This window comes from Burkholderia sp. APQ4-4ca (assembly GCF_057837105.1).
In genome coordinates, this window is sequence record NZ_JBYQCG010000232.1 from 36,475 (window position 1) to 49,970 (window position 13,496).

At 68.4% G+C, this 13,496-nt stretch carries 10 protein-coding genes; 4 read left to right on the forward strand and 6 right to left on the reverse strand.

What is annotated here, in order from left to right:
- Window positions 1–27 precede the first annotated feature (27 nt).
- A complete protein-coding gene (locus AC3IFE_RS28025; RefSeq protein ID WP_489193336.1) occupies window positions 28–1,860 on the reverse strand; it encodes an ABC transporter ATP-binding protein in 1,833 nt (610 codons plus the stop codon).
- Window positions 1,861–2,419: 559 nt separating this feature from the next.
- Here AC3IFE_RS28025 and AC3IFE_RS28030 point away from each other — a divergent pair.
- Both AC3IFE_RS28030 and AC3IFE_RS28035 read left to right on the forward strand, forming a co-directional pair.
- Complete coding sequence (locus AC3IFE_RS28030; protein WP_006476459.1) at window positions 2,420–3,484, forward strand: glycosyltransferase family 4 protein; 1,065 nt, start codon at window positions 2,420–2,422, stop codon at window positions 3,482–3,484.
- A gap of 239 nt (window positions 3,485–3,723) precedes the next feature.
- Window positions 3,724–4,524 (forward strand): hypothetical protein, encoded by an 801-nt coding sequence (locus AC3IFE_RS28035; protein WP_089467011.1) that lies wholly within the window; start codon window positions 3,724–3,726, stop codon window positions 4,522–4,524.
- 114 nt (window positions 4,525–4,638) lie between these two features.
- Here the strand turns inward: AC3IFE_RS28035 and gudD are convergent, their stop codons facing one another.
- A complete protein-coding gene (gene gudD, locus AC3IFE_RS28040; RefSeq protein ID WP_489193339.1) occupies window positions 4,639–5,991 on the reverse strand; it encodes a glucarate dehydratase in 1,353 nt (450 codons plus the stop codon).
- 352 nt (window positions 5,992–6,343) lie between these two features.
- On the opposite strand from gudD, the gene AC3IFE_RS28045 reads away from it, so the two are divergent.
- Window positions 6,344–7,093: a FadR/GntR family transcriptional regulator gene (locus tag AC3IFE_RS28045; RefSeq protein WP_089467013.1), complete on the forward strand. Its 750-nt coding sequence runs from the start codon at window positions 6,344–6,346 to the stop codon at window positions 7,091–7,093.
- Between the two features lie 140 nt (window positions 7,094–7,233).
- Here AC3IFE_RS28045 and AC3IFE_RS28050 read toward each other — a convergent pair whose 3' ends face one another.
- The 4 genes from AC3IFE_RS28050 to pdxY all read right to left on the reverse strand — a co-directional run bounded on the left by AC3IFE_RS28050 (window position 7,234) and on the right by pdxY (window position 12,221).
- Window positions 7,234–8,382, reverse strand: coding sequence for a branched-chain amino acid ABC transporter substrate-binding protein (locus AC3IFE_RS28050; protein ID WP_489193342.1), 1,149 nt, complete (start codon window positions 8,380–8,382; stop codon window positions 7,234–7,236).
- Between the two features lie 368 nt (window positions 8,383–8,750).
- The gene (locus AC3IFE_RS28055) at window positions 8,751–10,895 is read right to left on the reverse strand and encodes a phosphocholine-specific phospholipase C (protein ID WP_489193344.1); all 2,145 of its coding nucleotides are present in this window, start codon (window positions 10,893–10,895) and stop codon (window positions 8,751–8,753) included.
- A gap of 120 nt (window positions 10,896–11,015) precedes the next feature.
- Window positions 11,016–11,357 carry a hypothetical protein gene (locus AC3IFE_RS28060; protein ID WP_489193346.1) on the reverse strand — a complete coding sequence of 114 codons (342 nt, stop codon included), beginning with the start codon at window positions 11,355–11,357 and terminating at the stop codon, window positions 11,016–11,018.
- A gap of 3 nt (window positions 11,358–11,360) precedes the next feature.
- A complete protein-coding gene (pdxY, locus tag AC3IFE_RS28065; RefSeq protein WP_050011428.1) occupies window positions 11,361–12,221 on the reverse strand; it encodes a pyridoxal kinase PdxY in 861 nt (286 codons plus the stop codon).
- 184 nt (window positions 12,222–12,405) lie between these two features.
- Here pdxY and AC3IFE_RS28070 point away from each other — a divergent pair, with 184 nt between their 5' ends.
- Window positions 12,406–13,467, forward strand: coding sequence for an alpha/beta fold hydrolase (locus tag AC3IFE_RS28070; RefSeq protein WP_489193348.1), 1,062 nt, complete (start codon window positions 12,406–12,408; stop codon window positions 13,465–13,467).
- The last annotated feature ends 29 nt before the right edge of the window (window positions 13,468–13,496 follow it).

Genomic DNA, 13,496 nt, shown 5'->3' on the forward strand with positions numbered 1-13,496 from the left:
TTTTTTCGTCGGCGGGATGCCGGTGCGTCAGGCCACGCGTTCGCCGGTCGGCGCGTTGCCGTCCGGGGCCGCATGATGGCGGCCGTGCTGCTTCGCGAGCAGGTCGCGGTACAGGCCGGGGCGGTTGCGCAGCACCTCGGGCGGACCGTCGTCGATCACCTTGCCGTTGCTCATCACGATGATGCGGTCGAAGTTGCGCAGCGTCGACAGGCGGTGCGCGATCGCGATCACCGTGCGGCCGACCATCAGCCGGTCGAGCGCGCTCTGGATCGCCTCCTCGGACGCGCTGTCGAGCGCCGACGTCGCTTCGTCGAGCAGCAGGATCGGCGCATCCTTCAGGATCGCGCGCGCGATCGCGATGCGCTGGCGCTGGCCGCCCGACAGCTTGACGCCGCGGTCGCCGACGATCGTGTCATAGCCTTCCGGCATCGCCTCGATGAACTCCGCGCAGCGCGCGTCGCGCGCGGCGGCGAGCACTTCGTCGCGGGTCGCGTCGGGGCGGCCGTACGCGATGTTGTCGTAGATGGTCCGGTGCAGCAGTGAGATGTCCTGCGGCACCAGCGCGATCGCGTGGCGCAGGCTGTCCTGCGTGATGGCCTTCACGTCCTGGCCGTCGACCTTCACGACGCCGTCCTGCGTGTCGTAGAAGCGCTGCAGCAGCGCGAGCACGGTCGATTTGCCCGCGCCCGACTTGCCGATCAGGCCGACGCGCTGGCCCGGCTCGATATGCAGGTCGAAGTGGTCGAGGATCGCGCGACGGTGCGGGTACGCGAACGTCACGCGCTCGAAGTCGACGCGGCCGCCCGTGGCCGACAGCGGCTGCGCGTCGGAGCGGTCCGGCATCCCGTGCGGCTCGAGCAGCGTCTTCACCGCTTCGGACAGGCGTGCGACGTGCTGCGTGACGTCGACGAGCGCGACCGCGAGATCGCGCGTGCCGTGCAGGATCGTGAAGCCGAGCGAGCTGACGAGCACGATGTCGCCCGACGTCGCGCGGCCCTGGTCCCACAGCCACAGCGCCCAGCCGAGCAGGCCGGCGGACAGCATCGCGGTGATCACCGCGTGCAGCAGGCGCAGTTTTTCGAGATAGAGCAGGCTTTGCTGGCGCGCATCCATCTCGGCCTTCACCGTCGCGCTGAAGCGCTTCTGTTCGCGCAGCGTCATCCCGAACGCGCGCACGAGGCCCATGTTGCCGATCACGTCGACGAGCTCGCCGTCGACCGCCGCGGCCTTCGCCGCGAACGCATGGTGGCGCGCGGAGCCGCGGCCGGCGAGCTTGAACAGGATGACGGACAGCACGGCCGAACAGCCGAGCAGGCCGGCCGCCATCAGCGGATTGACGACGATGATCATCAGGATCGCGCCCATCACCGCGATGCACGGCGGCAGCACGTTCCACGCCATCGTGTTCTCCGACGTGTAGACCGCGTTCGACGTGGCCGTGATGCGGCTCGCGAGCGTGCCCGGCTGCTTCTCCGAGTAATACGTCGGCGAATGGCCGATCAGGTACTGGAACAGGTCGCGCCGCAGGTCGCCCGTGACCGCGACGAACGTGTGCGCGGCGACCCAGCCGCCGACGCGCCACAGCATGTTGTCGGCCGCGATCAGCCCGACGAGCAGCGCGAACGCGCTCCACAGCGGGCCCGGGTGATGGCGTCCGGTCGCGAGCACGTCGATCAGGTGCTTGATCGCATATTGCGAGCCGAGCGCGCAGCCGACGGCGGCCAGCACGCTGCAGAGCACGACCAGGTGCGCGACGGGGTGGAGGCGGATGTAGCGGAACAGGAACGCGATCGGCCGATGCGCGTAGCTCGACAGCTTCGCGTTGTGGGCGTTGCGCTGGGCGGGGGTGAGAGATTCCAAAATATGGGTGCGGTGATTCGGTGAGTGAGCGTGGCGGCTGGGTTGCAGGCCGGCGTTCGCCCGGACTGAATAATCCGGCATTGTAAACAACGCCGCGCGTCGCGCTGCGCGAATCTTGCCTTGGCCAGGGGCTCGCGCTCGATTTTGAGATAAAATCCGGCATCCCGTCGTGTGCCGGAATCACGCTGCCGGCAGCTGCGGGTTAACAAGGATCGCCAAAACGGCCTTCCACTCTAGAACGGACGCCCGAGTCCGCGGGTTGCAAAGTGTTGCGCCTTTGTAACAAAGTAAAGTGTTTGAAATGTCGTGCGCCGTATCGGGAATAACCCTAGATAATCGGCTCCGGGTTCGATTCCAGGTTTTTTTACGAACCCCTGTCAACGGGTCTTCGTTTCAAACGTTCTATGCCTGTCGCGTCGCCGACGCTCCTTGAGCAGCGCGGGTTCGACGCCCCCGGCAGGCTGAGTCGTCCGAGGTTCGGACGACATGTTTCCAGCCCGGACCACCGGCAGGTTGCCGACCCATACCTGGTTTTTTGCCGATTTTTTAGGAGTTACGCATGCGAATCGCCCAAATCGCTCCGTTGCATGAAGCGGTGCCCCCGAAACTGTACGGTGGCACCGAGCGCGTGGTGTCCTATCTGACCGAAGCACTCGTCGAGATGGGGCATGACGTCACGCTCTTCGCGAGCGGCGATTCGCAGACTTCCGCGAAGCTCGAAGCGTGCTGGCCGCAGGCGCTGCGCCTCGACCCGACGATCCGCGACGTGATGGCCCCGCACATGCTGCTGCTCGAGCAGGTGCGCCGCCGCGCGGAAGAGTTCGATGTCCTGCACTGCCACATCGACTACTACCCGTTCTCGCTGTTCTCGCGCCAGCCGGTCCCGCATCTGACGACGATGCACGGCCGTCTCGACCTGCCGGAACTGCAGCCGATCTTCAACGCGTTCAGCGACGTGCCGGTCGTGTCGATCTCCGACAACCAGCGCATTCCGCTGCCGCAGGCGAACTGGCTGTCGACCGTCTACCACGGCCTGCCGGAAAACCTGCTGACGCCGATCCCGAACGTGAAGCCGAGCTACCTCGCGTTCCTCGGCCGCATCTCGCCGGAAAAGCGCGTCGACACCGCGATCCGCATCGCCGAGCAGGCCGGCCTGCCGATCAAGATCGCCGCGAAGCTCGACAAGGCCGACCGCGCGTACTACGAAGAGAAGATTAAGCCGCTGTTCGCGCTGCCGCACGTCGAGTACATCGGCGAAATCAGCGAGTCGGAGAAGACCGAATTCCTCGGCAACGCGCATGCGCTGCTGTTCCCGATCGACTGGCCGGAGCCCTTCGGCCTGGTGATGATCGAGGCGATGGCTTGCGGCACGCCGGTGATCGCGTTCAAGCGCGGTTCGGTGCCGGAGGTGATCGACAACGGCGTGTCGGGCTTCGTCGTCGAGGACGAACTGTCGGCCGTCGCCGCGCTCAAGCGCCTCGATACGCTGCCGCGCGAGAAGGTTCGGGCCGCGTTCGAAGCCCGTTTCTCGTCGAAGGTGATGGCGCAGAACTACGTGAAGGGCTACGAGGAACTGCTGCGCCAGAAGCGCCGCACGGTGCTCCGCGAAGTCAACGCAAGCTGATCGCGGGCCGCCGCCGCGTGGCGGCGCGCGGCCGCCACGACGCCCCGTCCGGGTTTTCCGGCGGGGCGTTGTCATATCTGCGGCGCGGATGTGTTGTATTCTCGCCGCGCCCGGCGCCGAGAAGGGCCGCGGAAGCGGCCCGGCACGCCATCCTGCCGTCTGTCCAGACGGTAATGTCCCTATAATGGCCGCCGTGCCGTGAAATCCGGCCCGGTACGACTATCCAGAGGAGAGCAGTCTTGGCGAGAACGAAAACCACGCGCGCAGCGCCGGCCCCCGGCGCCGGTGTGATCTTCGCGTTGCGCGCGATCGGTCTCGTGCTGCTCGCGCGCTGGCTGTTCTCGATGTCCCAGATGGGTTATCGCGCGTCGCTGTCGGCGATGATGTCGTCGCCGTGGGCATTCCTCTATCTCATCCTGATCTTCCTGCTGCTCGCGCTGCCGGGCGCCGCCGCCCGGGCCGAGCGGCCGTTCCATCCGCTGCCGCAGTGGTTGCGCCAGGCGCTGCGCGTGTTCGCGCTGATCGGTTTCCTGTTCGCCGCGTGGTCGATCGGCGCGTTCACGTGGGCGGCCGGCTGGCGCCGCGCGCTGCATGCGGTGACGGCGACCAACGGCTGGCTCGTCGCCGCGCCGGCGCTGTATGCGGCGATCGTCTGGATCTGCCGGCCGCGGCCGCTGTGGCGGACCAACGTGGCCGCGCGCCGCTTCGCGGTCGGCCGGTATGCGATCTCGCTCGACGTGCTGACGCGCACCGCGATCGTCTGGATGGAAAGCCGCAAGGTCGGCCAGTACGACGCGCGCGAACTGTCGGTGCGCTGGCCCGGCCACGCGGCGCCCGCCGCGGGTGAGCACGGCGCGCAGCCGGCGGTCGTGCCGCCGCGTCGCGGCAGCTTGTTCAATCGACCGAAGGTGGAACTGCTGTGGGATTCGCCGGCGGCTGTCGGCCACAACCGGCAGATCGTGATGCGCACGCCGCTCGCGACCGAAGGCGACCGCGTCGCGGTGCTCGCGCTCGACGCGGCGCTCAAGCAGATCGTCTGACTGTTCGCTGCGTCCTGGATGGCGCGGGGGTTAGGGACGCCCGGTCAGGGACGCCCGCTCAGGAGTGCCCAGCCGCGCATGACCGGGCGACCTTGCCGCCCGGTCGGCCCGTGCTCAGCGCACGAGGCACGGGCGCTTGTTGTTGAACGTCCAGCCCGGGATCAGGTACTGCATCGCCGCCGCGTCGTCGCGGGCGCCGAGGCCGTGCTGCTTGTACAACTCGTGCGCGAGCGCGACCGCATCCATGTCGATGTCGATGCCGAGCCCCGGCCGCTTCGGTACTTCCACCAGCCCGTTCTCGATCTTCAGCGGCTCGCGCGTCAGCCGTTCGCCGTCCTGCCAGATCCAGTGCGTGTCGATCGCGGTGACCTGGCCCGGCGCCGCGGCCGCGACGTGCGTGAACATCGCGAGCGACACGTCGAAGTGGTTGTTCGAATGCGAACCCCACGTGAGGCCCCAGTCGCGGCACATCTGCGCGACCCGCACCGAGCCCTGCATCGTCCAGAAGTGCGGGTCGGCGAGCGGGATGTCGACGGCGTGCAGCTGCACCGCGTGGCCCATCTGCCGCCAGTCGGTGGCGATCATGTTGGTCGCCGTCGGCAGCCCCGTCGCGCGGCGGAATTCGGCCATCACCTCGCGGCCCGAGTAGCCGTTCTCCGCCCCGCACGGATCTTCCGCATACGCGAGCACGTGATGCTGATCGCGGCACAGCCGCACGGCCTCGTCGAGCGACCATGCGCCGTTCGGATCGAGCGTCACGCGCGCGTCGGGGAAGCGCTCGGCGAGCGCCGTCACGGCCTCGATCTCGCGCGCGCCTTCGAACACGCCGCCCTTCAGCTTGAAGTCGTTGAAGCCGTAGCGCGCATGCGCGGCTTCGGCGAGCCGCACGACGGCCTCCGGCGTCAGCGCCGCCTCGTCGCGCACGCGTGTCCAGTCGTCGGTCGCGCCGCGGCCGTCGCGATAGGGGAGCGCCGTCCTGGTGCGATCGCCGACGTAGAACAGGTAGCCGAGCATCTCGACGCGCTCGCGTTGCTGGCCTTCGCCGAGCAGCGCGGCGACCGGCACGCCGAGATGCTGGCCGAGCAGGTCGAGCAGCGCGGCTTCGAGCGCGGTGACCGCGTGGATTGTCGTGCGCAGGTCGAAGGTCTGCAGTCCGCGGCCGCTCGCGTCGCGGTCGGCGAAGGTGCGCCGCACGTCGTTGAGCACCGCATGATAGTTGCCGACCGGCTGGCCGACGACGAGCGCGCGCGCGTCGTCGAGCGTGCGGCGGATGCTCTCGCCGCCCGGCACCTCGCCGACGCCCGTGCGACCCGCGCTGTCCTTCAGGATCACGAGGTTGCGGGTGAAGAACGGGCCGTGCGCGCCGCTCAGGTTGAGCAGCATGCTGTCGTGGCCGGCGACCGGAATCGCTTGCAGGTCGACGATGCGCGGCGTGTCGGGGGAGGGCGAGGCAGTGACGGCGTTCATGGGCGGCGATGGCGAAAGAGTAGGCGATGCCGTGCGGCAAAAGCTTTGCCGCGCGCGGCGGGAGGTGCGATCATTCGACAACCGACGTGCGCGGCGCGCAAGCCCCGCATGTCGACGCAACGGGGTGGCAGCGACAACCGGGCCCATGGAGCGCAGCACGCGAACAGGGGCCGGATCGTTACGCACGGGACCAGGCGGGGCTGAACAGCCGACCTGAGTCGACAGGAGAACCGTGCGTAGATCATCAGTCGTCGGATGACTTGTGACGCAGTATAATGAATCATCGGCTTTCGCTCAAACCCCGCGTAAACCCTCGGCTCACATTACGATCATTCAAAAAGGAACCGGCCACATGTCCGTGCCTACGCTTCCCGCAGCGCCGCGCCGTCGCGCACGCAGCCTCGCACAAGATGTCGTCGACGCGCTGACCGCGCAGATCGAAAACGGCACGCTGCGTCCCGGCGACAAGCTGCCGACCGAAACCGAAGTCATGGCGGCGCAGGGCGTGAGCCGCACGGTCGTGCGCGAGGCGATCTCGCGGATGCAGGCGAGCGGCCTCGTCGAGACGCGCCACGGCATCGGCAGCTTCGTGCTCGAGCCGTCGCGCCGCCAGACGCTCGGCATCGATCCCGCGACGATCACGACGCTGCGCGACGTGCTCGCGGTGCTGGAGCTGCGCATCAGTCTCGAAAGCGAGTGCGCGAGCCTGGCCGCGCAGCGCGCGAACGACACCGACCTCGCCGCGCTGCGGCGCGCGCTCGACGCGATCGCGACGGGCGCGGGCGGCGGCCGCGACACCGCGCAGCTCGATTTCCAGTTCCACCTGCAGATCGCGCAATCCACCGGCAACCGCTATTTCGTCGACATCATGACGCAGCTCGGCACGTCGATCATCCCGCGCACGCGCGTGAATTCGGCGCGCTTTGCCGGCGACGATCTCGAGCGTTACGTCGGCCGGCTGAATCACGAGCACGAGGACATCTACGAGGCGATCGCGCGCCACGACCCGGAAGCGGCCCGCGCCGCGATGCGCACGCACCTCACGAACAGCCGCGAGCGGCTGCGCCGCGCGCACGAGGCAGCCGAGGCCGAGGCCGGCTGACCTTGCGTCGCGGCGGCTCGCGACTGTCGCGGGCCCGCTCTCGTCGTCGCCTCAACATCAGTCGTCGTATGAGGTCGGCGTAGCCGTGTCGATCTTCGCGGCCAGGCGGCGTTCCCGCCGCCGGCCGCCTGCCTCGCCGATCAGCCTCCCTTCGTCACGATCGTCTTCCACGCGCCGTTCTTCACCTGGTACAGCGTCGACATCCCGCTCTTCAGCGAGCCGTCGTTCGCGAACGAAATGCGGCCGGTCACGCCTTCGAAGTCGACTTTCTTGAGCGCCGGCCGATAGGCCTTCGGGTCGGTCGAGCCGGCCGCCTGCATCGCCTTGATCGCTGCCCACGCCGCGTCATAGCCGAACTGCGCGTACGACAGCACGTCGACGCCGAAGCGCTTCTTGAAGCGCGCCTCGAAATCCTTCCCCTGCGGCAGCTCGTCGAGCGGCCGGCCGTATTCCCATGCCATCGCGCCTTCGGCTGCCGGGCCCGCGATCTTGATGAACTCGTTGTCCTTCACGCCGCCGCCGCCGACGAACTGCGCGTTCAGCCCGAGCTGGCGCATCTGCTTGATGAAGTTCGCGGCAAGCGAATCGAGGCCGCCGAAGAAGATCAGGTCCGGGTTCTTGCCCTTCAGGCTCGTGATCTGCGCGCGGAAATCGACCGCCTGGTTGTTGGTGAACTCGCGGCCGATGATCGTGCCGCCGGCGGCCTTCACGGCCTTCTCGAACTCGTCGGCCTCGCCCTGGCCGAACGCGGTGCGGTCGTCGATGATCGCGATGCGCTTCGCCTTCGTCACGTCGACCGCGTACTTGCCCGCGTTGCCGGCGTTCTGGCCGTCGGTCGCGATCACCATGAACATGTTCGCGAGCCCGCGCGACGTGAGCGTCGGATTGGTCGCGGCCGGGTCGATCACCGGAATGCCGGCCTTGTCGTAGACGACCGACGCCGGAATCGTCGTCCCCGAGTTGAAGTGGCCGACCACGACCGACACGTTCTGGTCGACCAGCGCCTGCGCGGCCTGCACGCCGATGCGCGGGTCGGCCTGGTCGTCCTGCACGACGAGATTGAAGTGGGCGGGCTTGCCGGCGATCTGCACCTTCTGCGCGACCGCATCGTCGAGCGCGAGCTGCACGCCGTTTTGCAGATCCTTGCCGTAGCCGGCGTTCACGCCCGTGAGCGGCGCGGCGAAGCCGACCTTCACGTCGGTTGCGTCGGCAGCCTGGGCGGCCTGTTGCGAGAGGAGGGCAAGCGCGGATGCAATGGACACCGACAGCAGGGAATGACGGAATTTCATGTTGTTCCTCTTGTTCGACACCGGCGAGTGGGTACCGCGCGCGTCCGGGCGGGCCGGGCGCGTGCGACGGGCGGGCGGTTCGACCGCTTCTCGGAATCGGGCGGGGAGGTCGGCATCGTGATCCTCGGAAACGTCTCCCGTCAGGCTCCGCGAAGAGCCCCGATTGCATCGATATATAGGTCGCCGATATGCGCGGGTCTTGGAAATTTGCCGCGCATTCGATGCGGATTTGCGCATAGCTTCCGCGCGAGCACGGGCGGCCGGTATCGGGAGTTTCCCGTCGCGAACGGAACGGGCAGAAAGAGGGGGGCGGTGCGGGCTAAAAACGCGGCGCGGCCCGCCGGGGCCGCGCCGCGCGTGGGGCGGCGTCAGTCGGCCAGGGCGTCCGACGCGGCTTCGGCGTCGTCGTGCGACGCGGTCGTGCGGATCAGCGGGTCGCTGGTGCTCGGGCGGCCCGTTTCGACGTGGCCCGCGAAGCGGCGCAGGAAGCCGAGCAGGCGGCCGTCGCTGACGGTGAGGTCATACCAGCCGTGGCTGCCGCGCAGATCCCAGTAGTCGTCAACGTGCGCGCCCGGCGCGAGGTCGAACGTGCGCGCGCGACCGTGGCCGTACGCGTTCGTGACCTTCAGCCGCACGGCCTTGTGCCCGCGGTTCATCAGGCGCAGCGTGATGTTGCCGTTCGCGACGTCGTAACCGTAGATCACTTCGGGGTTCACGTTCGCGCTGCCGATGCCGGTCGCGAACGGGCCGCGGAAATGGCAGTAGAAGCCGTTCGGGCCGTACACGTCGAGGTCGTACAGGCCGAGCGACGCGGCGGCGCTCCACGTATCGGCGACGCGTTTGCCGGCTTCGACCGTGTATGCCCACGGGCCGTCGACGCGGTTGCGCGACTGGACCTGGAACGCGGCGCCCGCCCGGCCCGTGTTCGCGAAGGTCAACCGGAACTGGCCGTTCGCGGCTTCGACGCGGCCGTGCACGAACAGCTCGTACGGCAGCGCGCGCGCCGGACGCAGCCCGGCTTCCTGTTTCGGCAGCGTCTGCAGCACCGGCGGCACCGGGATGTAGTCGGGATGGCGCGCGCGGTCGGGCGGCGCGTAGCCGCTCGTGTCGGGCAGCGTCGGCCACGCGGCGTCCGCGGTCGCGAAGTCGAATGCCGACGTCAGGTCGCCGCACACCGCGCGGCGCCACGGCGACACGTTGGCGGCCGTGACCGGATACTGCGCGCCGAAGCGCGCCTCGATGAATTGCAGCAGCGACGTGTGATCGAACGTCTGCGAGCAGACCCAGCCGCCCTTGGTCCACGGCGACACGACGAGCATCGGCACGCGCGGCCCGAGCCCGTACGGGCCGGCCATGTGCGACGCGTCGCCGGCGAACACCTCGTTGGTCGTCGCGACCGTGGACAGCCCGTTGTCGCGCGACTGCGGCGCGAACGGCGGCGCCACGTGGTCGAAGAAGCCGTCGTTTTCGTCGTACGTGATGAAGAGCGCGGTCTTGCTCCACACCTCCGGATTCGACACGAGCACCTTCAGCACCTGCTCGATGTACCACGCGCCGTAGTTCGCCGGCCAGTTCGGGTGCTCGGAATAGGCTTCCGGCGCGCAGATCCACGACACCTGCGGCAGCGTGCCGTTCTTCACGTCCTGCTGCAGCACGTCGAACAGCGTGCCGCCGGCGCTGATGTTGGTGCCGGTGCGCGCCTTGTCGTACAGCGGCGTGCCGGGCAGCGCGGTGCGGTACTGGTTGAAGTAGAGCAGCGCGTTGTCGCCGTAGTTGCCGATGTACGGGTTCTGCGTCCAGCCCCACGAGCCGTTCGCGTCGAGCCCGGTGCCGACGTCCTGGTAGATCTTCCACGACACGCCGGCCTGTTCGAGCACTTCCGGATAGGTCGTCCAGCCGTAGCCTTTTTCCTCGTTGCCGAGCACCGGGCCGCCGCCCGTGCCGTCGTTGCCGACGTAGCCCGTCCACATGTAGTAGCGGTTCGGGTCGGTCGAGCTCGGGATCGCGCAGTGGTACGCGTCGCAGATCGTGAACGCGTCGGCGAGCTGATAGTGGAACGGGATGTCGTCGCGCTTCAGGTACGCCATCGTCGTGGTGCCCTTGTTCGGCACCCACTGGTCGTAGCGGCCCTTGTTCCAGGCGGCGTGCATGTCCTGCCAGCCGTGCGGCAGATCCTGCAGGAACTGCAGGCCGAGCTTGTCGGCGCCCGGGTGGAACGGCAGCAGTTCGGCCGGGCCGACCGGCTGGTGAAACACCGACTTGCCGTTCGCGAGGCGCAGCGGGCGCGGGTCACCGAAGCCGCGGACACCGCGCATCGTGCCGAAGTAGTGGTCGAACGAACGGTTCTCCTGCATCAGGATCACGATGTGTTCGATATCGCGGATCGTGCCGGTACGGCGGTTCGCGGGAATCGCGAGCGCATCGCGGATCACGGGCGGAAACAGGTTCAGCGCGGCGGCGCCGGCAGTGCCGGCGGCGACGCGCAGGAAGTCACGACGGTTCGATCGGGTCATGGTCGTTATCGTGGGGTAAAGAGGGAGCCGATTGGCGGGACCTGCGGGAACGGCGCACACCGGGTCGCAGGATGCGGCTGCGCCGGTGGGTGCCGCCGCGAGCATAGCGAGGAATCGGTGTCATTCATGTGAAGTCCGGAAACGTTTGCACGCGTGAATCAGGTCGCGGCCGGCGGTGCGCCGCCGCACGGACTGCGGGAAGCGGCGGCGGGCGAGGCGGGCGTTGCGCGGCACGCGGAGAACAGCGGAACAGCGGAACAGCGGAACAGCGGAACAGCGGAACAGCGGAACAGCGGAACAGCAGAACAGCAGAACAGCAGAACAGCAGAACAGCAGAACAGCAGAACAGCAGAACAGCAGAACAGCAGAACAGCAGAACAGCAGAACAGCAGAACAGCGAGGGAGTAGCAGGACGGCTGAGGCGCAGCGGCGGGCCGCCGCGGCGAGGAGGGCGATACGCACGCGTCAGGCGTCGGTCACCCACGCGCCGAACCATTCGCTCGGCCGCGCGATTTCGTCCTGCGCGGCGACGAGCTCGAGCTCGTAGCGGCGCGCGTCGTAGGTGGCCTTCACGACCGCGTGCACGGCCGCGAGCGTGTGTTCGAACGCGGCGCGCACCGAGTCGCCGCGCAGCCGGCACGCGACGAAGATCGCACTGGTCAGGTCGCCGACGCCGACCGGATGGCGCGGAAACGCATACAGCGGCCGCTGGCCGATCCACGCTTCGGTTTCGGTGACGGCGAGCATGTTGAAACGGTCGGCCGGGCTGTTGCGGTCGTGCAGGTGCTTGACGAGGATGATCTTCGGGCCGCGGCGGATCAGCGCGCGGCACGCGTCGACGGCTTCCGCGACGGTCTCGATGCGTCGCCCGGCGAGCTTCTGCAGTTCGGTATGGTTCGGCGACATGCCGTCCGCGAGCGCCGGCACCTCCTGGACGATGAATTCCTCGACGCCGGGCTCGGGCCGGACGCCGCCCGTCTGGCCCATCGCCGGATCGCAGAAGTACCACGCGTTCGGATTCATCGCCTTCACCGAGCGCACGATCTCGACCGCCGCGCGTGCCTGCGGCGGCGAGCCGAGGAAGCCGGACAGCACCGCGTCGCACCGCTTGAGCGCGCCGATGGCGGCGATGCCGTCGACGAGCTGTTCCATCTTCGCGGCGTCGATCGCGCTGCCGGCCCAGTGGCCGTACTGCATGTGATTCGACAACTGGACGGTGTTGAGCGGCCAGACGTTGACGCCGAGGCGCTGCATCGGAAACACGGCCGCACTGTTGCCGGCATGGCCGTAGATGACGTGCGACTGAATGCTGAGGACGTTTTTCATGGGAATTCGCCTGCACGCGTTTCAGGGTCACGTCACACGATACCCGAGTTCGTCGTACGCGCGGAAGTCGCGCGGCGCTGGAGTGTTGCGCGCCGTCGTCACGCGACCGCGTAGAATCGCGGGGCGCGAGACAGCCGCGCTGCAACCCGGCTGCCCGCGCGCGTCTCCACTCACCGTGATCGCCATGCTTTCGATTTGCAAGATCCTGTCTGTCGCGCGCGCCGCCGTGTTCGGCGCGAGCGCCGCCGCCGCGTGCGCGATGCCCGTTGCGGCCGTCGCCGCGCCGCCCGCCGCCAACGAAGGGCCCGCGTACGGCCCGCGCCTGGAAGGGTTCGCGTATCCGGCGCCCGTGCACGAATATGCGTTCGTGTCGCAGCGCGAAACCCTCGAGATGGCGTACCTCGACGTGCAGCCCGCGCACCCGAACGGCCGCACCGTCGTGCTGCTGCACGGCAAGAACTTCTGCGCGGCGACCTGGGAGGACACGATCGGCGTGCTGAGTCGCGCCGGCTATCGCGTGATCGCGCCGGACCAGATCGGCTTCTGCAAATCGTCGAAACCCGAGCGCTACCAGTACAGCTTCCAGCAACTCGCGCGCAACACGCACGCGCTGCTCGAATCGGTCGGCGTGAAGTCGGCGACGATCGTCGGCCACTCGACGGGCGGGATGCTCGCGATCCGCTACGCGCTGATGTATCCGAAGGCGACCGACCAGCTCGTGCTCGTGAATCCGATCGGCCTCGAGGACTGGAAGGCGCTCGGCGTGCCGCCGCTGTCGGTCGACTACTGGTATGCGCGCGAGCTGAAGACCAACGCCGACGGCATCCGCCGCTACGAGCAGGCGACCTACTACGCGGGCAAGTGGGCGCCGTCGTACGAGCGCTGGGTGCAGATGCTCGCCGGCATGTATCGCGGCGCGGGCCGCGACGCGGTCGCGTGGAACTCCGCGCTGATCTACGACATGATCCTCACGCAGCCGGTGGTCTACGAATTCGGCGCGATTCGCGTGCCGACGCTGCTGATGATCGGCGACAAGGACACGACCGCGATCGGCAAGGACGTCGCGCCGCCCGACGTGCACGCGAAGCTCGGCCGCTATCCGGAGCTCGCGAAGCGCACGCAGGCCGCGATTCCCGGCGCGCAGCTCGTCGAATTCCCGGCGCTCGGCCACGCGCCGCAGATCCAGGACCCGGACGCGTTCCACAAGGCGCTGCTCGACGGGCTGGACGCCGTGCGCCCGCAGTGAGGCGGCGCGGGCGGGCGGCCGCGCGCGGT

Coding starts and splice junctions, on each gene's coding strand:
- AC3IFE_RS28030 (WP_006476459.1), top strand. CDS start 2,420: ATGCGAATCGCCCAAATCGCTCCGTTGCATGAAGCGGTGCCCCCGAAA.
- AC3IFE_RS28055 (WP_489193344.1), bottom strand. CDS start 10,895: ATGACCCGATCGAACCGTCGTGACTTCCTGCGCGTCGCCGCCGGCACT.
- AC3IFE_RS28045 (WP_089467013.1), top strand. CDS start 6,344: ATGTCCGTGCCTACGCTTCCCGCAGCGCCGCGCCGTCGCGCACGCAGC.
- AC3IFE_RS28050 (WP_489193342.1), bottom strand. CDS start 8,382: ATGAAATTCCGTCATTCCCTGCTGTCGGTGTCCATTGCATCCGCGCTT.
- pdxY (WP_050011428.1), bottom strand. CDS start 12,221: ATGAAAAACGTCCTCAGCATTCAGTCGCACGTCATCTACGGCCATGCC.
- gudD (WP_489193339.1), bottom strand. CDS start 5,991: ATGAACGCCGTCACTGCCTCGCCCTCCCCCGACACGCCGCGCATCGTC.
- AC3IFE_RS28070 (WP_489193348.1), top strand. CDS start 12,406: ATGCTTTCGATTTGCAAGATCCTGTCTGTCGCGCGCGCCGCCGTGTTC.